The sequence below is a fragment of the Hymenobacter algoricola genome, from assembly GCF_039539525.1.
Lineage (GTDB): Bacteria > Bacteroidota > Bacteroidia > Cytophagales > Hymenobacteraceae > Hymenobacter > Hymenobacter algoricola.
Map to the genome: position 1 here is coordinate 1 of NZ_BAABDH010000096.1, position 20,260 is coordinate 20,260.

The window sequence follows — 20,260 nt, forward strand, 5'->3', positions numbered from 1 at the left end:
ACCCAGGCTCACAACTATAGCTTCACCGACGCCGGCATCGGCAGCCGCCACGCCGGCACGGTTTACTACCGCCTGCAGCAGGTCGACACCGACGGCACCACGGCCAGCAGCCCGGTGCGCGCCATCAGCTTCGGCGAAAGCACTGCCCGCGTCGAGCTGTACCCCAACCCGGCTACCGACCAGACGACGCTGGACCTGACGACGCTGGCCGCTGGTGACTACCAGGTCACGGTAGTGGATATGCTGGGTCGTACGCTGAGCTCCGATACCTATGCCGGGGGCAGCCACTACCAGCTGGACCTGCGGCAGGCACCGCAAGGCACCTACGTAGTGCTGGTGCGGGGCAGTGGTGTGAAGCTTACCAGGACTCTGGTTAAGCACTAAGCTTTCCTGCCCGATTATGAAAAGCCTCTCCCTAACCGGAGAGGCTTTTTTGTGGCTATAGTTGCCTCGGAGGTAGCCGGCTAGCTGCCGTCGCGAGGGCTCCGGGAAGCTACCATACCGGCCACCAAAGTCAACTCTTTGGCAATTAGCAGCTGTCAAAGGCGGGGTATAATTATTTATACAAAAATTTTGATTTTTAATATACCAATGACCGTAAGCAATGATAGTCAGGTAATTATGCGGTAGTTTTGCCGGCTACAAGGCCATAGGCTGGCCAATGTTGTGTATCTCCGTTCTTTTCTGCTCCTAAAGCCTGTTGAATTTTTCTATGCAAGTACTCTTTACCCCCCTGGTACGGTCTAGTGCAATCGGTCATTGCGCAGTCCATTCGCCTCACCTAACTACTTCGGCACCAACCAGCCAGCCTAAGTTCCGGCTGCTAGCTGGTCTGGCTCCACTACTGTTACTGCTGCTGCTGCTTTTGCCTTTGGCTGGGCACGCAGCTACAACGGCCGTTGTAACGACGCGCACTTCTGCTGCAACCGTCAATCCGGGGGGTACTGTAACGTACACCCTTACCATAACAAATAATAGCAACGACGACGTAACTGCCAGCCTCCAGTTCTCTGGCGGGGTTTTCCCTTCGGCCGTTACGGCTACCGACAACGAGAACTTTCCGACCTCTTCCTATGCTCCGGGCAGCGGCTTATTGACGCTGGGCACTGACCGCTTCAATGGAACGGTAACTTTCACGATTACGGCAACACTTCCCAGCCCAGCGGCCTCGGGAACGTTGACGGCGATCGGCAGAGGCGTAAATGGCGGAAACACGACCAACTCCGTAGCCGCCACGGTCACCATCAACAACGTAGCACCGCAGGTTAGCGGCAAAACCGCCTCCGCTTTTACGGGGGGCGCGGCACTAGTGCTGGACCCGCTCAGCGACGCTACCGATGCCAACGGCAACGCCACCATCAACGCCAACAGCATTGTTCTGACCAGCGCCACGGGTACGGCCTCCGGTAGCTTTGCAGTAGGGACGGGAGGCAACGCCGGTAAAGTGGTCTTTACCCCCGGCGCTACGGCAGGCACCGCAACGGTGAGCTACACGGTAAAGGATACCGGCACCCCAATTATGACGTCCAATGCGGCCACCCTGACCGTAACGGTAGCGGCTTCCCCCGACGTATTCACCATTACGGGCAGCTCTCCGGTCAGCGGCTCGCAGATACAGCCGGGCGCATTGGTTACCTTCTCCGTAAACAGCGGCGCGGCCTCTGCCGATGCCACTAACGTCGTCCAGAAACTCGTTATCACCAACGCGCCCACCAACCAGGCGGGCTTCACGGTGCTACCGGCCGGAGTGACTTACTCGTATGATACCAACTCCAAAACCGGCACCGTCACCTTTGCCAGCACCACCATCATGGCTGGTGGCTCCACGACGGCCTCGGTAAGCTTCCTCGTGCCGGACGGCATAACCACCCTCACGGCCCAGGGCTCCAGTACGGCCAACAACGATCCGAATTTAGCCAACAATACCGGCACCGTAGCCACGCTGACCGTCAACAATGCCCCCGTAGCGAAGGCAGATCCGGAAAATCCGCTGATCATTTCCTACCGGTCGGCCGGCGTGCAGATCAATATCCTCAGCAACGACGTAGCCGTGCCCGGGGCTTCGAATGCCATCAACGTGGCGTCGGTGGTGCTGAGCGCCCAGACCCCCCAGGGTAACATGAATGGTACGACTATCGTGGTCTTTGGTGGCACCTTCAGCGTCAACAGCCAGGGCGTGCTCAGCTTTGTGCCCGCCGCGGTGGCCGCCTTCAACGGCACGTATACGTCAGTCGTTGATTACACGGTAAAGAACAGCGCCACGCCGGCGGCGGAGTCCAACTCCGTGCGGGTCAGCGTAACCGTCACCGATTTTGCCCCGGCAGCCCTGGACCGGGTCAACGCAGCATTGCTCAACACCGCAACGGCTACCACCCTGAGCCCGTCCTTGACCGGCAGTGATGCCGATGGGGACCCGCTCACCTACACCATCACCGGCGGCCTGCCAACCAGCACCCAGGGCGTACTGGCCTACAGCGGCATCACCATCACCGCCGCCGCCCTGCCCTTCGCCGTGGCCAACCCGGCCCTGCTGACCTTTGACCCCGCCATGGACTATTCGGGGCGGGTGGAACTGACGTACACGGCCTCTTCCAGAGCGGTGAACAACGCGACGCAGACCTCGGCAACCGCCATCTACACCATTCCGGTGGGCGTGGCCAATACCATCAGCGGGGTCGTGTTTGAGGACGTGAACTACGGCGGCGGCACGGGCAAAAGCCTGGCGGCCAGCAACGGCATCGTTCGGCCCAATGCCCGGGTAGAGCTCTATAATGGCAACGACTTCGTCACATCAACCCTTACCACCGCCACGGGCGCTTACTCCTTCCCGATTTCGGCGGCCGGCTCCTACTCCGTACGGGTGGTGAGCGGCAGCGTGACCAGCAGCCGGGCCAGCACCGGGGGCACTTTGGTGCCCGTGCAGACCTTCATCAACGGCGACGGCAACATGGTGGGTGGTCTGGCGCCCGATAAGCAGGACGCCGGCAACGGCTCCACAATGCTTTCCGGCCTGATTACTTCCTCCATAACGCCGCAGTCGGTAGCCACGGTTAGCGTGGCCAGCGGTGGGCTGGCCGTGGTCGACTTCGGCTTTAGCTTCGACGTGATTGTCAATATCAACGACAATGGCCAGGGTTCCCTGCGGCAGTTTGTTCTTAACGCCAGCGCCCTCGAAAACACAACTGCAAACATCAACCAGCGGCCCTTCAGCAGCTACGGCGCGGCTACCGGCACCGACTTTCCAGCCGGGCAGGAAACGTCTGTTTTCATGCTGCCGAATGGCAGTGCCCAGCCGGGCTTTCCCGCTGGCCGCAATAACTACCTGACCACCAGCACCGGGGCCTACAGTGCCGCCAATAGCCGGGCTCTGCTTACGCTGTCTTCGGGCGGGCTGAGTATTGCCGGAGCCAACAGCAACAGAACCGCGCTGGATGGCACTACGCAGTCGACGCTGAGCGACTCGAATCCCGTCTTCCTGGGTATCGGCGGGACCGTGGGCACCGAGCGCAAAGCCCTGAGCCAGGTGGCGGGTCCGGAAGTGGAAATCATGGGCGGAAATGGTATTGCCAACCTGCTCACGGTATCCGGCAACAACTCCATCGTGCGCGGCATCTCGCTGCACGGCGGCACCGTTGCCGTAACGGCTACGGCCGGGGTGCTGGATCTGCTGTTTGAGCAGAATGCCATTGGCACCACGGCCTTCAGCGTCGCGCTGCCCGCCGCCAACGCCACCAGCGGGGTAGGCCTGGTGTTGCGCAACCCAACCGGCACGCTTCGCAACAACATCATTGCCTACGTCGGCAACTCGGGCATCAACTATTCCTCGGTAGGCGCTGGGGGCCTGGGCTATACCATCACCGGCAACGAGTTTCGGCAGAACGGCCAGGTTTCGGCCGGCGGCGACAACATCACCGTGGCCGACAACGTGGGCGCGAACAACAAAACCGGTCCGCTGCTGATTGCAGAAAACTACATTGCCTCCAGCAACAGCAGCGGCATTCAGTTCGAGATTGGCAAGCTGGGCAACAACACCGTCCGCAACAACACCATTATCGACAACGGCAACGGCGGCTTGTCGTCCAGCCGTCTGGAAGGCTCCGGCATTCACTACCTCTCGCGGGTAGGCGACGCGGCGGAAGCCACGGCCGCCACCAACACCGACCTCATCGAGAAGAATATTCTGACCCGCAACCAGTCGTCGGGCATCGTTATCAACCACACCCAGAAAAACGTCCGCATCAGCCAGAACTCCATCTTTGAGAATGGCAACCGCATCGACGTCAGCGCCAAGGGCCTGCTGAGCATCGACTTTACCGTCGGCCCCAACGACCATGTGGGCGGCAACGTCAACTACGGCCAGGGCGACGGGGTGACGGCCAACGACGGCGCGTTCAGTGCCGACCAGCCCAACGGCGGCATCGACTACCCGATTCTGACCTCCATCTTCGGCGCCAACAACCAGCTGCGGGTGACGGGCTACGTGGGCTCGGCGCCGGGTCAAACGATCTTCGGCGGCGCCACCGTGGAAATCTACACGGCCAACAACGGGGATACCAACCAGGACGGCCCCATGACGACGGCTCCCGGGAGCCCGACCATTGCCCACGGCGAAACCCAGTCCTACTTCGGTACGCTCACGGCGGATGCCAACGGCAACTTCGACGTTACGTTCTCTACCGTCGGCACCAACGTGCGGCCCGGCGACAACATCTCCGCCACGGCTTACCTGACCACCTACGGCACTTCGGAGGCCGGTACCAACCAGCTGTCGTCCTTCACCGTGCTGCCCGTCGAGCTGAGCGTATTTACCGCCAAGGCCGCCGGCACCAATGCCCAGCTGAGCTGGAGCACGGCGTCGGAGAAAAACAACGACCACTTCACCGTGGAGCGCTCCTTCTCCGGCACGGAGTTTACCAGCATTGGTACGGTGAAAGGCCACGGCACCAGCACCCAGGCCCACACCTACAGCTTCACCGATGCCGGCATCGGGACTACGCACACCGGCACCATCTACTACCGCCTGCAGCAGGTCGACACCGACGGCACCACGGCCAGCAGCCCGGTGCGCGTCGTACGCTTTGACGACGCGCTGACGGCGAAGCTACTCCTCTACCCGAACCCCGCCACCGACCAGACCACGCTGGACCTGACCACGCTGGCGGCGGGCAACTACCAGGTGACGGTTGTGGACATGACCGGGCGCACCCTCAGCTCGGGCGCTTACGCGGGCGGCGCCCTGCATGCGCTCAAGCTCCAGGCCGTGCCCAAAGGCACTTACATCGTGCTGGTCCGCGGCCTGGGGAGCAAATTCAGCCAGAAGCTGATCAAGGAATAAGCTCCTTCCCTAAGATTTTAAAAAAGCCTCTTCCTCCCCGGAAGGGGCTTTTTTTGCCTCCTGCCTTCCGGTTTCAGCCCCGCCCGCCCCCATTGGCCCAACTGCGCCGGCCATTTGCCGGTATAGGATAGCTGCTATATCTGCTGCTATGTCCAGACAAACGCCCCCCCGGCACCGCCCGGCCGCTCAGCCGCCCACCGATTACGACGTCATCATAGTGGGCGCGGGCAGCGCCGGGTTGAGCGCGGCCCTGCTGCTGGGCCGCTGCCTGCGCCGGGTGCTGGTGTGCGGCAGCGGCGCCCCACGCAACGTCACCTCCCCCGCCGTGCACGCCTTTTTCTCCCGCGACGGGGTAAAGCCCGCCGACCTGCTGGAGCTGGGCCAGGAGCAGCTGACGCCGTACACCACGGTGCAGGTGCGGACGGCCCGCGTGACGGCCATCCGGCCCACGGCCGCCGGCTTTGCAGTGGTGGCAGCCGGCGAAACGGGCCGCTCCTTCACGGCGACTACCCGCAAGGTGCTGCTGGCTACCGGGGTCGAAGATGAGCTGCCGCCGCTGCCCGGCATGCGGGAGCTGTGGGGCCGGGGCGTGCTGCACTGCCCCTACTGCCACGGCTGGGAAGTGCGCGACACCCCGCTGGCCGTGTATGGCAGAGGCCGGCAGGCCACGGGGCTGGCGCTGCTCATCAGCCGCTGGTCGAAGGATGTGGTGGTGTGCACCGATGGCCCGGGCAGCCTGACGGTGAATGCCCGGCGCCGGCTGCGGCAACAGAAAATCCGGGTGTACGAAGAGCCCGTCAGCCATCTGGAAGCGGGGCGCGACGGGCAACTGCGCCACATCGTGTTCCGCAACGGGGAGAAGCTGGCCCGCCACGCCGTTTTTCTGCAGCCGCCCCAGCACCAGCGCAGCGCCCTGGCCCAGGAGCTGGGCTGCCGCCTCAACAGCAAAGGCGCGGTCTGGGTCGACAAGCACGCCCAGACGAGCCAGCCCGGCGTGTACGCCGCCGGCGACACCACCCCGGGCGCCCAGAAAGCCCTGATTGCGGCCGCCGAAGGCATGCAGGCCGCCATCGTCATCAACGAAACCCTGACCCGGGAGGAGTGTACGCGCTAAGCAGGGCCGGCGCGGCCCGCTAATTATCTAGCGGCCCGCACTTTCCGCTCCCGGGTTGCGTTGGGCCCAGCAACGCGTTGCCGGCGGCCCACCTCCCGGGTAGCCGGGCCGGTCAATTTTAGCGGCGCTCATTGAAGGGCCGGGCTTTTGGGTTAGCTTGCCTGTCGGGCCATCCGCTTTGCCTGCCCGCCGCCCCGTTGCGACCTGCTTGTTATCGGATAACTCTCGCGGTTGTCCTTCCCGCTTATCCTTAACCCGTTGCCCGCGCGTGTTCATGAGAAATGCTTACCTGCCGCTCCTGCTTTTGCTTCTGCTGCTCGTTGGCATTTCGCCGGTGGACGCCCAACGCCTCCTCTTCACGGGCCGCGTCACCGAGGCAGCGACCGGTAAGCCCGTGCCGTTTGCCTCCCTGTTCGTGCCCGGCACCTCCATCGGCGTCACCGCCGACGCGGACGGGCGCTACGAGCTGGCGGCGCCCCAGCCTATCGATACCCTGGCGGCCTCGGCCCTGGGCTTTGGTATTCTGAAGAAGCCCGTGGGCCGGCAGGACCGGCAGACGGTGAACTTCGCCCTGGGTGCCGGGTCCGTGTCATTGGGCGAGGTGGTGGTGCGGCCCCGCGAAAACCCGGCCTACGAGATTATGCGCCGGGTGCAGGCCCACAAGCCCCAGAACGACAAGAAATCCCTGGAGGCCTTCGAGTTCGACTCTTACAACCGGATTCAGACCACGCTGACCAACCTGCCCGCCCGCCTGGCCAAGCGCCGCGTGATTCAGGACATGCTGGCCCTGTCCGACAGCGCGGGGCAGCCGCACAATGCCGCCCACCCGGCCAACCTGCCCATTTTCGCCTCCGAGATTCTGTCGCGCTTCTACGCCCACAACCGGCCCGGCCGCAAGCGGGAGGAAATCCGCAAAACCCAGATGCGGGGGCTGGGGCCGCGGGAAGGCTCGGTGCTGTCCCAGATTCTGGGCTCCTCGTTTCAGGACTACGACTTTTATCCCAACTGGCAGAACGTGCTGGGCAAGGACTTCATTTCGCCCATTGCCGACGGCTGGCGCTTCGCCTACGAGTACGAGCTGCAGGACTCGGTCTGGATTGGCAAGGACTGGTGCTACCAGCTTCGCGTCGAGCCGCGCCGGGCTCAGGACCTGGCTTTCGTGGGCACCATCTGGATTACGGCCGACACCTACGCCCTGCGCCGGCTCGATCTGCAGAAAAGCCCCCAGGCCAACATCAACTTCGTCGACCAGTTCACCGTGTTTCAGGAGCTGACCCCGCCCGCCGACGGGCCGGGCCTGCCGGTGCGCACCAAGGTGGTCATCCGGGTGACGCCGGCCGAAAAGCAGGCGGGCGTGCTGGTCAACTTCCTGGCCCTGAACTCCAACTTCAACCGCCGCCCCACCCACGACATGTCGTTTTATGACCGGCCGGTGGAAACGGCGGCCAACGCCTACGACGTACCGAAGGACTTTTTTGCCCAGAACCGGCCCGACTCGCTCAGCGCCCAGGAGCAGCACACCTTCGTGATGCTCGACTCGGTGAAGGAGCTGCCCAGCGTGCGGTCGGTGCTGGACCTGGCCGACATCCTGGTGAACGGCTACAAGCGCGTGGGCAAGGTAGACATCGGGCCGCTGCTGGCCAGCTACGGGTTCAACAACGTGGAAGGGCACCGCTTCCGGGCCGGCTTCCGCACCACCCCGGAGATGAGCCGCAACTGGCTGACCAAAGCCTACCTGGCCTACGGCACCCGCGACGACCGGTTCAAGTACGGCCTGCGCATCAACCGCATCGTGGACCGCCGCCACTGGACCGTAGCCACCGTGGAGCACCGCCACGACCTCGACCAGGTGGCCCTGCTGGACAATGAGTTCGGGCAGGAAAACCCCTTGTTTGACGCCGCCGCCCGCCTGGGCAACGTGCGCCGGGGCCGCCCGCTGATGCGCACCCTCTCGTCGGCCTCCCTGCAGACCGACCTGTTCCGGGGCTTCACCCAGAAGGTGACGGTGCGCCACCAGCAGTTCAGCCCGCTCTACCAGTTTGCCTACTACAAGACCGAGCAGCGGCAGCCCGGCGCCCCCACGGCAGCCAACTTCACCCTGGCCGAGGTCATTCTGGAGTCGCGCTACGCCCGCGACGAGGTGCTGGTGGAAACCGAAAACCGGCGCAAGGCCATCGGGCTGATGAAGTGGCCGGCCCTGACGCTGCGCTACACCGCCGGCGCCAACCGCGTGCTGGGCAGCAACTTCAAGTACCAGAAGTTCAACTTCATTGCCACCCAGAGCCTGCAGCTGGGCCAGCTGGGCCGGGCCGACTACCGCGTGGAAGCCGGCTACATTCCAAGCACGGTGCCCTACCCGATTCTCAAAACCCACCTGGGCAACCAGTCGCCGTTCTACAACGACGCGGCCTTCAACCTGATGCGCTTCTTCGAGTTTGTGAGCGACCGGTACGTGTCGGTGCGGGTGGAAGACCACTTTGAGGGGCTGTTTCTGAACTCGGTGCCCCTGCTCAAAAAGCTGAACTGGCGCCTGCTGGCCACCGGCAATGTTCTGTACGGGGGCGTCAGCACGGCCAACCGCCAGCTCACCCCGCCCCTGAGCCCCGAGGACGGCCAGCCCCTGCCCACGTTTCAGGCCCTGGGCCGCCTGCCCTACGCGGAGGTCGGCTACGGCGTAGAAAACATCTTCAAGGTGGCCCGCGTCGACTTCCTGCACCGCCTCACCTACCGCAACGCCCCCGAAGCCCGCAACTTCGGCGTCAAGCTCAGCCTGCAGTTCCGGCTCTAGCCCGGCCTCTCGCGGTACGCTGGTTTGGCCCAGGCGGGAAATACGCCGGCACCGGCGCGGCGGCGCTTTTCGCGGCGGCAATACCATCCATTCCCGCCCGCTCCCGTTTTATAGGCTACCTCCCGCCCGCCATCAGCCTTCCGCCCATGCTCATTCAAGCCATTGCCACTTCGTTTCGTCAGCATTTTCAGGCCGAGCCGCTGCTGGTGCGGGCCCCGGGGCGCATCAACCTGATCGGGGAGCATACCGACTACAACGGCGGCTACGTGCTGCCCGCGGCCATCGACAAGGAAATGTACTTCGCCGTGGCCCTGAACCAGGGGCCGACGATTCGCCTGGTCGCCCACGACCTGCACGAGGAGTTTGCCATCGAGGCCGCGGCCGTGCAGCGCACCGATACGGGCTGGGCCAACTACCTGCTCGGCGTGGTGGCCCAGTTCCAAAAGCGCGGCGTGGCCGTGCCGGGCTTCGACTGCGTATTCGGGGGCACCATTCCGATGGGCGCGGGCCTCTCGTCGTCGGCGGCGGTGGAGTGCGGGCTGGCTTTTGCCCTCAATGAGCTGCTGGGTACCGGTTTCGGCCGGCTGGAGCTGGCCTTGATCGGGCAGGCCGCCGAGCACGAGTACGCTCTGGTGAAGTGCGGGCTCATGGACCAGTTTGCCAGCCTGCACGGCCGCGCCGGCCACGCCGTGCGCCTCGACTGCCGCTCCTTGGAGTACGAGTATTTTCCCTTCGACACCACGGCCTGCCGCCTGGTGCTCTGCAACTCGGGAGTGAAGCACGCGCTGGCCAGCTCCGAGTACAACACCCGCCGCCAGGAGTGCGAGCAGGGCGTCGCCGTCTTGCGGCAGCATCACCCCCAGATCCAGACCCTGCGCGACGCCACCCTGGACCAGCTGGCAGCCCACCGTGCCGAGCTGGGCCCGGTAGTGCATCGGCGCTGCGTGTTCGTGGTGGAGGAAAACCACCGGGTGGAGGAAGCCTGCCGCCGCCTGGCCGCCGGCGACCTGCGGGGCGTGGGCCACCTGCTCTACGCGTCCCACGCCGGCCTGCGCGACAACTACCAAGTAAGCTGCCCGGAGCTGGACGCGCTGGTGCAGGCGGCCACCACCACCGCCGGCGTGTTTGGGGCCCGCATGATGGGCGGCGGCTTCGGCGGCTGCACCATCAACCTGGTCGCCATGGACCACGTCGAGGGCTTCGTGAAGCAGATGACCAGCGCCTACCAGAAGCAGTTCGGCCGGGCGCTGGAAACCTACCAGGGCACGATGGTGGACGGCGTGAGCATCATCCGCTGAGGCCCGCCTATCGTCCACGGCCCGCGTGCCGCACCTCCTACTTTTCGTTTAACCTCCCGTCTATGCTCGACACCAGCCAGCACCCGCACCGCCGCTACAACCCGCTCACCGGCGACTGGATTCTGGTGTCGCCGCACCGGGCGCTGCGGCCCTGGCAGGGGCAGCAGGAAACCCCGGAAGCGGAAATCCGCCCCGCCTACGACCCGACCTGCTACCTCTGTGCGGGCAACGTGCGCGCCAACGGGGAAGTAAACCCGGCTTATCCCGGCACCTTCGTCTTCGACAACGACTTCGGCGCCCTGCAGCCCGCGCCCCACGCCGGCGCCGTCAACATCGGCGGACTGCTGCGGGCCGAGCCCGAGGCGGGCCTGTGCCGGGTTATCTGCTTCTCGCCCCGCCACGACCTGACCCTGCCCGAGATGCCCGTGGCCGACATCCGCGGCGTGGTGGACGTGTGGGTGCAGGAATACCTGACGCTGGGTGCCCGGCCCGACATCAGCCACGTGCAGATTTTCGAAAACAAGGGGACCGTTATGGGCTGTTCCAATCCGCACCCGCACGGGCAGATCTGGGCCCAGCAAACTGTGCCCGGGGAGCCGGCTAAGGAAGGCGTGCAGCAACTGGCCTACCTCCGGCAGCACGGCCGCAGCCTGCTCACCGACTACCTGGCTCTGGAGCTGCAGGAAGGAAAGCGCATCGTTTTTGAAAACGAGCATTTCGTGGTGCTGGTGCCCTACTGGGCCATCTGGCCCTTCGAAACGCTGCTGCTGCCCCGCCGCCACATCACGTCCATCGAGCAGCTCACGGAGGCCGAAAAGGACAGCTTCGCCGCCGCCCTGCAGCAGCTCACCATCCGCTACGACAACCTGTTCAATATCTCCTTTCCCTACTCCGCCGGCCTGCACCAGCGCCCTACCGACGGCCAGGAGCACCCCGAGTGGCACCTGCACATGCACTTCTACCCCCCGCTGCTGCGCTCGGCCACCGTCCGCAAGTTCATGGTGGGCTACGAGATGCTCGGCAACCCCCAGCGCGACATCACCCCCGAGTTCAGCGCCGAAAAGCTGCGTAGCCTGCCCTCCGTGCACTACAAGCTGGCAGCCAACGACTAAAAACCAATATCTGCTCTACTTTGCCGGGTCATCGGGCCGGACCCCGCCGGACTTTTTCGTGGGCTGCCTTGCCGCTGCGGTAAACCCGGAACGAACTACCGGCAACAGCAGGCCGTATAAGACAGAATACCTGTAAGACAGCGGTAAGACTTTAATAGCCCAGAACCCGGGAACAGGCTTAGCCTTGCCTGATAGATACCTTCCTTATGCAAGACCACAAACCGGCCGCTGACGCAGCCTCTCCCCAGCTGCCGAAGGCCCCCACCGGCATCAGCGGCCTGGATGAAATAACCGAGGGCGGCTTGCCCCTGGGCCGGCCGACGCTGGTCTGCGGTAGCGCCGGCTGCGGCAAAACCCTGATGGCCATGGAGTTTCTGGTCCGCGGCGCTACGGAGTTCGGGGAGGCGGGAGTATTTATGGCCTTCGAGGAAACGGCCGAGGAGCTTACGGCCAACGTTGCCTCGCTGGGCTTCGACCTGCCGGCGCTGCAGGCGGCGGGCAAGCTTCGGGTAGACCACGTCCACGTCGACCGCTCCGAAATCGAGGAAACCGGTGAGTACGACCTGGAGGGCCTGTTCATTCGCCTCGGCTACGCCATCGACTCCATTGGGGCCAAGCGCGTGGTGCTCGATACCATTGAGTCGTTGTTTTCGGGCTTCCCCAACCAGGCCGTGCTGCGTTCCGAAATCCGGCGGCTGTTCCGCTGGCTCAAGGACAAAGGCGTCACGACCATCATTACCGCCGAGCGCGGCGACGGCACCCTGACCCGGCAGGGCCTGGAGGAGTACGTATCCGACTGCGTGATTCTGCTCGACAACCGCATTATCGACCAGATTACGACCCGCCGCCTGCGCATCGTAAAGTACCGGGGCAGCACCCACGGCACCAATGAGTATCCTTACCTTATCACCGAGGAGGGCATTGCCGTGCTGCCCGTCACGTCCTTGCAGCTCAACCACGAGGTGTCCGACCGGATTGTGTCATCGGGCATCCCGGATCTGGACGAGATGTTTGGGCTGCGAGGCTTCTATGAGGGCAGCAGCATTCTGGTCACCGGCACGGCCGGCACGGCCAAGACCACCCTCGGCGCCGCCTTTGCCCAGGCCGTGTGCCGCCGCGGCGAGCGGTGCCTGATGTTCGTGTTTGAAGAGTCGCCCCAGCAGCTGATCCGCAATATGCGCTCCGTCGGCATCGACCTGGCGTCCTTCGTGGAGCAGGGTTTGTTGCGTATTGAGGCTTCCCGGCCCACGCTCAATGGCCTGGAGCGCCATCTGGTGACCATCCACAAGCAGGTCACCGGGTTCCGGCCCGCCGCGGTGGTCATCGACCCGATCAGCAACCTGATTACGGTGGGCAACGTCAACGAGGTGCGCAGCATGCTCACCCGCCTGATCGACTTTCTGAAGGTCAACGGCATTACGGCCCTGTTTACGGCCCTCGTCAACACCCGCCCCGGCCAGAATGAGATGGCCGAGGAAGGCGTTTCGTCCCTGGTCGACGCCTGGATCAGCGTGCGCGACCTGGAGGGCATCGGGGAGCGGAACCGCGGCATCAGCATCCTCAAAGCCCGGGGCATGGCTCATTCCAACAAGGTGCGTGAATTCATCGTCACCCCGCAGGGCATTGAGCTGCTCGACGTGGTAATTGGTCCGGCGGGCATTGTGACGGGCGCCAGCCGGCTCACCCAGCAGCTGCAGGAGCAGGCCCAGGTGCTGGTGGCCCAGCAGGATCTGGAGCGCCGCGACCGGGAGCTGGAGCGCCGCCGCCGGGTGCTGGAAGCCAACATTGCCAACCTGCGCACCGAGTTTGAGTCGGTGGAGGAAGAGCTGCGGCAGATCAACACCGAGGAGGAAAGCCGGCAGCAGGCGCTGGTCACCGGCAAAAAGCGCATTACCGGCGCTTTCCCGCAGAACCAGTCTTCTTCGGCCACCTAGCCCCGGCTCTCATACACGACCGTGCCGCCCGCCGGTGCCCTTAGCCCCAAAGTCAATGGAAGAAGAAACCTGGGAGCTCCGGCTGTACATAGCCGGGCAAACCCCCAAATCGGTGACGGCCCTGGCCAATCTGAAAAAACACTGTGAAGAGCATCTGAAGGGCCGCTACCAGCTGGAGGTCATCGACCTGCTCAAAAATCCGCAGCTGGCCGAAGGAGACCAGATCCTGGCTATTCCTACGCTGGTGCGCAAAGTACCCAAGCCGATCCGCAAGATCATCGGCGACCTCTCGAACGAGGAGAAAGTACTGGTAGGGCTCGATGTACGCTCTTTGGTCACCAAATAAGGCTCGCCGCATGGAAGTCAATCCGGACCTAGAACAACAAGCCGCCGCTGCCGGGCCCGAGTACGTGCTGCACTTATTTATCACCGGTGCCACGCCCAACTCCACCCGGGCCGTGCGCAACATCAAAGCCATCTGCGAGCAGTACCTGGCGGGCCGCTACGAGCTGCTCATCATCGACATGTACCAGCAGCCCGAGCTGGCCCAGCAGGAGCAGCTGATTGGCGCGCCGACGCTCATCAAAAAGCGGCCGGGCCTGGTGCGCCGCCTCGTGGGCGACCTGTCGGACCGGAACCGGGTGCTCAAAGCGCTGGGCATCAACCCTGCTGCTGACCAGCTGCTGCCCAATGAGTGAAACCACGGCTCAGAGCGCGGCCGGGCTGGCCCACCAGAATGAGGAGCTCCGCTACCAGCTGCAGGAGGCCGAAGAGCTGATTGAGGCCATTCGGACGGGCGCCGTCGATGCGCTGGCAGTGCAGGGCGCCGAGGGCCCGCGCATCTTCACCCTGCAGGGAGCCGACCAGGGCTACCGCACCCTGATTGAGCAGATGAGCGAGGGGGCCCTGCTGCTCACCGACGACGGCACCATCCTGTACGCCAACGCCGGCTTCGCGGCCTCGCTGGGCCGGCCGCTGGAGGAAGTTATCGGGGCCGACCTGCTGCAGTTTGTGCCGCTGGCTTTTCAGGACTACTGGCTGGCGCTGGTACCCCACGGCTGGGCCGGCAAAGCCAAGGGGGAGCTGCCGCTGCACACCCAGACCGGGTCGCTGGTGCCGTTTTCGGTGTCGATGAACGCGCTGCTGTTTCATGATACACCGGTGCTGGCCGTTATCGTCACCGACCTGTCGGCCCAGCACCAGATCAGCAGCATTCAGGCGCTGGTAACCGAGCAGAACGCGGTAATTGACCGCAAAAATGAGGAAATCCGCACCCAGGAAGCGGCCCGCCGGGCCGGGGAGCAGGCCGCGGCCGAAGCCAGCCGCATGCTGGAAGGCATTCCGCAGATTGCCTGGACGGCCGATGCCGAGGGCACCATCACCTACCGCAACGGCCGCTGGTTTGACTACATCGGCCCGCCGCACGCCGCACAGCCGGCCGACCGGCTGCTGCTCCACTACCTGCACCCCGACGATGAGGCCGCAGTGGAGGCGCGCTGGCAGCAGTGCCTGCTCACCCTAGCGCCCTTTGAGGTGGAGTGCCGTCTGCGCAACGCCGCCGGCGACTACCGCTGGATGCTGGGCCGGGCGCTGCCCTCGCGCAACGAGCAGGGCGCGGTGATTCAGTGGATTGGCACCTACACCGACATCCACGAGCACAAGCTGGCCCTGGCCCACATCGACCAGGCCCGGCAGCTGCTGCGCCGCAACAATGAGCAGCTCACCCGCGCCAACGTGGACCTGGACAACTTCATCTACACGGCCTCCCACGATTTGAAGGCGCCCATCAGCAACATCGAAGGGCTGCTGGATGCGCTGCTGACCGAGCTGCCCGCGGAAAGCACCGCCGGCCCGGAGGTGAGCATGATTCTGGGCCTGATGCAGGACTCGGTGAACCGCTTCACGAAAACCATCAGCCACCTCACCGACGTGAGCAAGCTGCAAAAGGAGCACGGGCAGCCCGTGGAGACCGTAAATCTGCTGGCCGTTATCCACGATGTGCGCCTGGACCTGGAGCCCTCCCTGCTGGGCTGCGACGCCCGCCTCGACATCGACGTGGCCCCCGCCCTGACGGTGCTGTTTGCCGAGAAAAACCTGCGCAGCGTGGTGTACAACCTGCTCAGCAACGCCCTCAAGTACTGCGACCCGGCCCGGCCGGCCCACGTGCAGGTCCGCACCCGCCCCGCCGACGACTACCTGGTGCTGGAGGTGCAGGACAACGGCCTGGGCCTCGACGCGGCCAGCCAGCCCAAGCTGTTCGGCATGTTCCAGCGCTTCCACTACCACGTGGAGGGCTCCGGCATCGGCCTGTACATGGTGAAGAAGATGGTGGAAAACGCCGACGGCCGCATCAGCGTGCACAGTGAGCCGGGCCGGGGCTCTACGTTTGCCGTGTATTTCCGCCAGTAAGCCCGGCGCCGCGGTGCTGGCCCTGCGGGCCGGTCTTGCGTAAAAGGAACTCCACCTTCTTTCGCCCCTGTACGATGACTTTATCCCGGCTTGAACACGACTTTTTAGGGGAACGCGCCCTTCCCGAGCAGGTATACTACGGCATCCAGACCCTGCGCGCCCTGGAAAACTTCCACATCACGGGCATTCCCATCAAGTCCGAGCCGCTGTTTGTGCAGGCCCTGGCCTACGTGAAGAAAGCTGCCGCCATGGCCAACCGCGACCTGGGCGTGCTCGACCCCACGCTGGCCGGCTACATCATGCAGGCCTGCGACCGGGTAAGCTCCGGCGCGCTGGACGGCGAGTTTCTGACCGACATGATTCAGGGCGGCGCGGGCACCTCGGTGAACATGAACGCCAACGAGGTTATTGCCAACGTGGCCCTCGAGCTGATGGGCAAGCCAAAGGGGCAGTACGAGTTCTGCCACCCCAACAACCACGTCAACTGCTCCCAGAGCACCAACGACGCCTACCCCACCGCCTTCCGCATTGCCCTGAGCAACAAGCTGGTGGGCTACAGCCAGACCCTGGGCGAGCTGGCCGACGCCTTTGCCGCCAAGGGCGACGAGTTTCGCGACGTGCTGAAAATGGGCCGTACCCAGCTCCAGGACGCGGTGCCCATGAGCATGGGCGACGAGTTCCGGGCCTTTGCCACCAACCTGCGCGAGGAGCTGCTGCGCATTGCCGACAGCCGCAGCCTGATCAGTGAAATCAACATGGGCGCCACCGCCATCGGCACCCGCGTGAATGCCCCGGCGGGCTACGCCGAGCTGGTCACCGAGCACCTGCGCACCGTCACGGGCCTGGACCTGATGCTGGCCGGCGACCTGATCGAAGCCACCTACGACACCGGCGCCTACGTGCAGCTGTCGGGGGTGCTGAAGCGCACGGCCGTGAAGCTGTCCAAGATCTGCAACGACCTGCGCCTGCTCTCGTCGGGGCCGCGGGCGGGCCTGTTCGAAATCAACCTGCCGGCCCTGCAGCCGGGCTCCAGCATCATGCCCGGCAAGGTGAACCCCGTGGTGCCGGAAGTGGTCAACCAGACGGCGTTCTACGTTATCGGCGCCGACCTGACCGTGACCATGGCCGCCGAGGCCGGGCAGCTGCAGCTCAACGTGATGGAGCCCGTTATTTCCTTTGCCCTGTTCACCTCCATTTCCTACATGACCAACGCCTGCCGCACCCTGCATGAGAAGTGCGTGGTAGGCATCACGGCCAACAAGGAGCACGCCGAAAACCTGGTCCGCAACAGCATCGGCATCGTCACCCAGCTCAACCCGGTTATCGGCTACGAGGCCTCGGCCGAAATTGCCAAGGAGGCCCTGCGCACCGGCAAGTCGGTGTACGCCATTGCCGTAACCGAGCGGGGGCTGCTGACCCAGGCCAAGTGGGACGAAATTTTCACCTTCGAAAACCTGATCCGGCCCGGCTTCATCCAGTAGGCCCAGGCGCCGTGTAAGCCCCAAAAGAGAGGCCGCTCCGTAACCGGGGCGGCCTCTCTTTTGGGGCCCCAGCACTGGCTACCTGGCCTGTTTGGGGATATGCCCGCTGCTGGCCGCGGCCGCGGAAGGTTCCTGCCGGTGACGCCAAACGCCGCCGCCACCACGGCCGCTACGCCACCGGAGGCGCCGCCGGGACCACGGGCTCTACGGCCCGCACAAAACCGAGGCGGCCGTCGGGAGCAGGCAGATCCGGCTGGAAGCCGTTGCGCAGCAGCACCTGCCGGGAGGCGGCGTTGCCGGGCTCGGTGTGGGCCAGGAGGCGGCGCACCATGCCGGTCTGCTCGGCCTGCCGGATCAGGCCCGCCACCAGCTCGGTGCCCAGGCCCTGCCCGCGCCAGTCTGCGGAGATGGAGTAGCCGATTTCGGCAGTGCCGGCGGCATCGGGTGGGCCCAGGTAGCCGCCGGCGCCGACGAGGGTAGCAGGCGTATCGGGAGTGACTTTGCGGATGGCGTACCAGCCGTACCAGCCGGCGGCGTCGCGGCCACCGGCGGTGAGCTGCGCCAGGAAAAACTCGGCCGCGGCCTGGTCATATTCGCCCGGGGGCCAGTCGGCGGGTAGGGCGGCCCCCAGCAGCACGGGGAAGTAGCGGGGCTTCTGCAGCTCGGCGATGAGCAGGGCCCGGCTGGCGGCAATAAGCGTGAGGCGGGGCGTGTGGGTAATCAGAGGAATCATGGCGGAAATATAGGGCCGCGCCGGCTGGGTGTCAGCGGCGGCCGCGCAGGAAACTGGCGCCGGCCAAGGGCTTATCGGCATTTACCACGAGCCGCTGTTGCTGTTGTCATCATCGAAGCCCCCGCCGCCGGTGTCGTCCGAGGAGGAGTCATCGTAGGAGGAAGTATCCGCCGGGGAGCTGTCGTCGGAGGAAAAGTAGTCGGGGCCGGAATCAGGGCCGGCAGCTTCGTCGGAGAAGTAGTCCGGGGCCGGAGCGTTGTCCGGGTTATTATTGCTGTCCAGCGCCGGGAACCCGCCGCCGGCTGCGCCGCCCGCGGCGGCTCCGGCATCGAGGTTGCGCGCCGACGTATCCGGGTTCAGGGAGCTGGTACCGGCGGTGTCGGAACCCGAAGCCATGCGGTTGCCCAGGTAGGCGCCGGCCGCCGCCGCGGCACCCGTCATCAGGATGCTGCCCATGCCGTTACCAGCCCCGCCGCCACGGTTCGACAGGAAATCCGGACCCGGCTGCCCGCCGCCGGGGCCCGGCCGGTAGTTGCCGGGCTGGTTGGGCTGGTTGGGCCGATGGGGTTGGTTTGATTGGGTGGGCGGATTAGGCAGAAAGTCGGGTGCCGCGCTGGGTGCCGCACTAGTAGGGGCCGTGCCAGCAGGGGCCGCGCGCCGGCGAAACATACGTACCAGCAGCCACAGCACCCCACCTATCAGCAAAGCCCCGATGGCCAGCGTCCCGATACCGAGGCCCGACGACTCCGGCTCCAGCGGGGCGTCCGTCGGCGAATACGGGTCGGCGGCCGGCACAGCGGCCGGGGCCGGCGCGCTCAGGTTATCGTCCGGGGCGGCAGCACTCCGGTCGGGAGCGGGAGCCGCGGCGGTTGCCGCTCCCGACCCGGGCGAGCCGGCCGCCGGGTTTTTCTGCGGGTTCGAGTCGGGGTTGGCCGTCAGCATCAGCGTATTCAGCCCGGCCCGCAGACCGGTGAAGTACTGGCCCTGCTTGAAGCGGGGAGTCATCTGCTGGTCGATGACGCGGCTGACCACCGCCGGGGTAATGGCGGCCTGCAAGCCCTGCCCGGCCTGAATGCTCACCTTGCGCTCCTGCGCGCCCAGCACCACCACGATGCCGTTGTCGTTGCCCCGCTGCCCCACGCCCCAGCTTTGGCCCAGGGCCCGGGCGTAGTCGGCCACGTCGCGGCCGCCCAGCGTGGGCACGGTCACGAGCACCACCTGCGTACCGGTGTTGTCGGCGTAGCGGCGCAGGCCATTTTCCAGGCTCCTGGCCTCGGCCGCACTCAGCAGCTGGCCCTGGTCGGTTACGAACCGGAAAGGAACGGGCCGGGCCGGCAGCTCATCGGCAACGGCTGGCGCGGCCCAGCCCAGCGCCGCGGCCACGAATAACAGGGCGAAAAACAAAAACCGGTTCATGACGCAGGCAGTGAAGTAGAAGAATCGTTTCAGCTGCGTTGTACGGTGCCCCCACTGATTTGGCTGCCCCGGAAGGCCCCGCAGGACCCCTCGGCTGGCCGCGGGGTCCTGCGGGGTCCACCGGGGCAGTGGCAGGCATCGACCGACGTGATGGTGCGCCGGGCCCCGGCTTCCGTCACTACCCACGGGCAGGGCCCGTCGCTGTTCTACCACTCGTTTGATGCTGAGGCTGCCGCCGGAGCGGGGCGGCTCCGGCGGCCGGCGGCGACGCGGGGCCAGGAGGGCATGCTTCTTGCAGCGGGGCGGGGCGTCTTCCTTCACCTTCATTTCCCGTCTGTATGCTGAAAGCTTTTCCCGCTGCCGCCCTGCTCACCCTGGCGGCCCTGGCCCTGAGCGCGACTCCGGCCCGCGCCCAGATCAACATCAACATCGGGCCGCCGGCCCCGCGGTACGTGGTGGTGCACGAGGCCCGGCCCGTGAAGAAGTACAAGGCTCCGAAATACAAGAAAGGCACGGTGCTGCTCGTTCCCGCCGGCCCGGCGTACTACTACGGGCGCGGCCACGGGCACGGCCGGGGCAAAGGCCGCCACTAACGCCCGGCGACACGTATCAAAAAGGGCTACCGCGGCGCGCGGTAGCC

14 protein-coding genes are annotated in these 20,260 nt (G+C 65.2%); 12 read left to right on the forward strand and 2 right to left on the reverse strand.

All coding sequences use genetic code 11. From position 1 onward, the window contains the following. The 11 genes from ABD842_RS14825 to aspA all read left to right on the forward strand — a co-directional run. Nucleotides 1-384 (forward strand): T9SS type A sorting domain-containing protein (locus ABD842_RS14825; RefSeq protein WP_345115496.1); only part of this gene is annotated, 384 nt, incomplete at its 5' end. Nucleotides 385-1,177: 793 nt separating this feature from the next. Continuing rightward, nucleotides 1,178-5,335: a beta strand repeat-containing protein gene (locus ABD842_RS14830; protein WP_345115499.1), complete on the forward strand. Its 4,158-nt coding sequence runs from the start codon at nt 1,178-1,180 to the stop codon at nt 5,333-5,335. A gap of 148 nt (nt 5,336-5,483) precedes the next feature. Continuing rightward, the gene (locus ABD842_RS14835) at nt 5,484-6,449 is read left to right on the forward strand and encodes an NAD(P)/FAD-dependent oxidoreductase (RefSeq protein WP_345115501.1); all 966 of its coding nucleotides are present in this window, start codon (nt 5,484-5,486) and stop codon (nt 6,447-6,449) included. Nucleotides 6,450-6,723: 274 nt separating this feature from the next. Then, a complete protein-coding gene (locus tag ABD842_RS14840) occupies nt 6,724-9,237 on the forward strand; it encodes a DUF5686 and carboxypeptidase-like regulatory domain-containing protein (RefSeq protein ID WP_345115504.1) in 2,514 nt (837 codons plus the stop codon). Nucleotides 9,238-9,383: 146 nt separating this feature from the next. Continuing rightward, nucleotides 9,384-10,535, forward strand: a complete 1,152-nt coding sequence (gene galK, locus ABD842_RS14845) for a galactokinase (RefSeq protein ID WP_345115507.1) — start codon at nt 9,384-9,386, stop codon at nt 10,533-10,535. Between the two features lie 62 nt (nt 10,536-10,597). Further along, nucleotides 10,598-11,647 (forward strand): UDP-glucose--hexose-1-phosphate uridylyltransferase, encoded by a 1,050-nt coding sequence (locus tag ABD842_RS14850; RefSeq protein ID WP_345115510.1) that lies wholly within the window; start codon nt 10,598-10,600, stop codon nt 11,645-11,647. Nucleotides 11,648-11,853: 206 nt separating this feature from the next. Next, nucleotides 11,854-13,581: a circadian clock protein KaiC gene (kaiC, locus tag ABD842_RS14855; protein ID WP_345115513.1), complete on the forward strand. Its 1,728-nt coding sequence runs from the start codon at nt 11,854-11,856 to the stop codon at nt 13,579-13,581. Between the two features lie 55 nt (nt 13,582-13,636). Beyond that, nucleotides 13,637-13,927 (forward strand): circadian clock protein KaiB, encoded by a 291-nt coding sequence (gene kaiB, locus ABD842_RS14860; RefSeq protein WP_345115516.1) that lies wholly within the window; start codon nt 13,637-13,639, stop codon nt 13,925-13,927. A gap of 10 nt (nt 13,928-13,937) precedes the next feature. Then, nucleotides 13,938-14,279 carry a circadian clock KaiB family protein gene (locus ABD842_RS14865; RefSeq protein WP_345115519.1) on the forward strand — a complete coding sequence of 114 codons (342 nt, stop codon included), beginning with the start codon at nt 13,938-13,940 and terminating at the stop codon, nt 14,277-14,279. Beyond that, complete coding sequence (locus tag ABD842_RS14870) at nt 14,272-15,990, forward strand: ATP-binding protein (RefSeq protein ID WP_345115522.1); 1,719 nt, start codon at nt 14,272-14,274, stop codon at nt 15,988-15,990. Before ABD842_RS14865 ends, ABD842_RS14870 begins: the two co-directional genes overlap by 8 nt. 74 nt (nt 15,991-16,064) lie before the next feature. Further along, nucleotides 16,065-17,471: an aspartate ammonia-lyase gene (gene aspA / locus ABD842_RS14875; RefSeq protein ID WP_345115525.1), complete on the forward strand. Its 1,407-nt coding sequence runs from the start codon at nt 16,065-16,067 to the stop codon at nt 17,469-17,471. Between the two features lie 169 nt (nt 17,472-17,640). Here aspA and ABD842_RS14880 read toward each other — a convergent pair whose 3' ends face one another. Together ABD842_RS14880 and ABD842_RS14885 are read right to left on the reverse strand one after the other, a co-directional pair. Further along, a complete protein-coding gene (locus ABD842_RS14880) occupies nt 17,641-18,204 on the reverse strand; it encodes a GNAT family N-acetyltransferase (RefSeq protein WP_345115528.1) in 564 nt (187 codons plus the stop codon). An 81-nt stretch (nt 18,205-18,285) separates the two neighbouring features. Then, entirely contained in the window at nt 18,286-19,620 is a 1,335-nt protein-coding gene (locus tag ABD842_RS14885) for a TPM domain-containing protein (RefSeq protein WP_345115531.1), read from the reverse strand. A 338-nt stretch (nt 19,621-19,958) separates the two neighbouring features. Between ABD842_RS14885 and ABD842_RS14890 the strand changes: the two genes are divergently transcribed. Beyond that, nucleotides 19,959-20,213 (forward strand): hypothetical protein, encoded by a 255-nt coding sequence (locus ABD842_RS14890; RefSeq protein ID WP_345115534.1) that lies wholly within the window; start codon nt 19,959-19,961, stop codon nt 20,211-20,213. Nucleotides 20,214-20,260: the final 47 nt, after the last annotated feature.

Bases quoted from the DNA above. Each gene is read 5' to 3' on its own strand.
- ABD842_RS14835 (WP_345115501.1), top strand. From the start codon at position 5,484: ATGTCCAGACAAACGCCCCCCCGGCACCGCCCGGCCGCTCAGCCGCCC.
- ABD842_RS14840 (WP_345115504.1), top strand. From the start codon at position 6,724: ATGAGAAATGCTTACCTGCCGCTCCTGCTTTTGCTTCTGCTGCTCGTT.
- galK (WP_345115507.1), top strand. From the start codon at position 9,384: ATGCTCATTCAAGCCATTGCCACTTCGTTTCGTCAGCATTTTCAGGCC.
- ABD842_RS14850 (WP_345115510.1), top strand. From the start codon at position 10,598: ATGCTCGACACCAGCCAGCACCCGCACCGCCGCTACAACCCGCTCACC.
- kaiC (WP_345115513.1), top strand. From the start codon at position 11,854: ATGCAAGACCACAAACCGGCCGCTGACGCAGCCTCTCCCCAGCTGCCG.
- kaiB (WP_345115516.1), top strand. From the start codon at position 13,637: ATGGAAGAAGAAACCTGGGAGCTCCGGCTGTACATAGCCGGGCAAACC.
- ABD842_RS14865 (WP_345115519.1), top strand. From the start codon at position 13,938: ATGGAAGTCAATCCGGACCTAGAACAACAAGCCGCCGCTGCCGGGCCC.
- ABD842_RS14870 (WP_345115522.1), top strand. From the start codon at position 14,272: ATGAGTGAAACCACGGCTCAGAGCGCGGCCGGGCTGGCCCACCAGAAT.
- aspA (WP_345115525.1), top strand. From the start codon at position 16,065: ATGACTTTATCCCGGCTTGAACACGACTTTTTAGGGGAACGCGCCCTT.
- ABD842_RS14880 (WP_345115528.1), bottom strand. From the start codon at position 18,204: ATGATTCCTCTGATTACCCACACGCCCCGCCTCACGCTTATTGCCGCC.
- ABD842_RS14885 (WP_345115531.1), bottom strand. From the start codon at position 19,620: ATGAACCGGTTTTTGTTTTTCGCCCTGTTATTCGTGGCCGCGGCGCTG.
- ABD842_RS14890 (WP_345115534.1), top strand. From the start codon at position 19,959: ATGCTGAAAGCTTTTCCCGCTGCCGCCCTGCTCACCCTGGCGGCCCTG.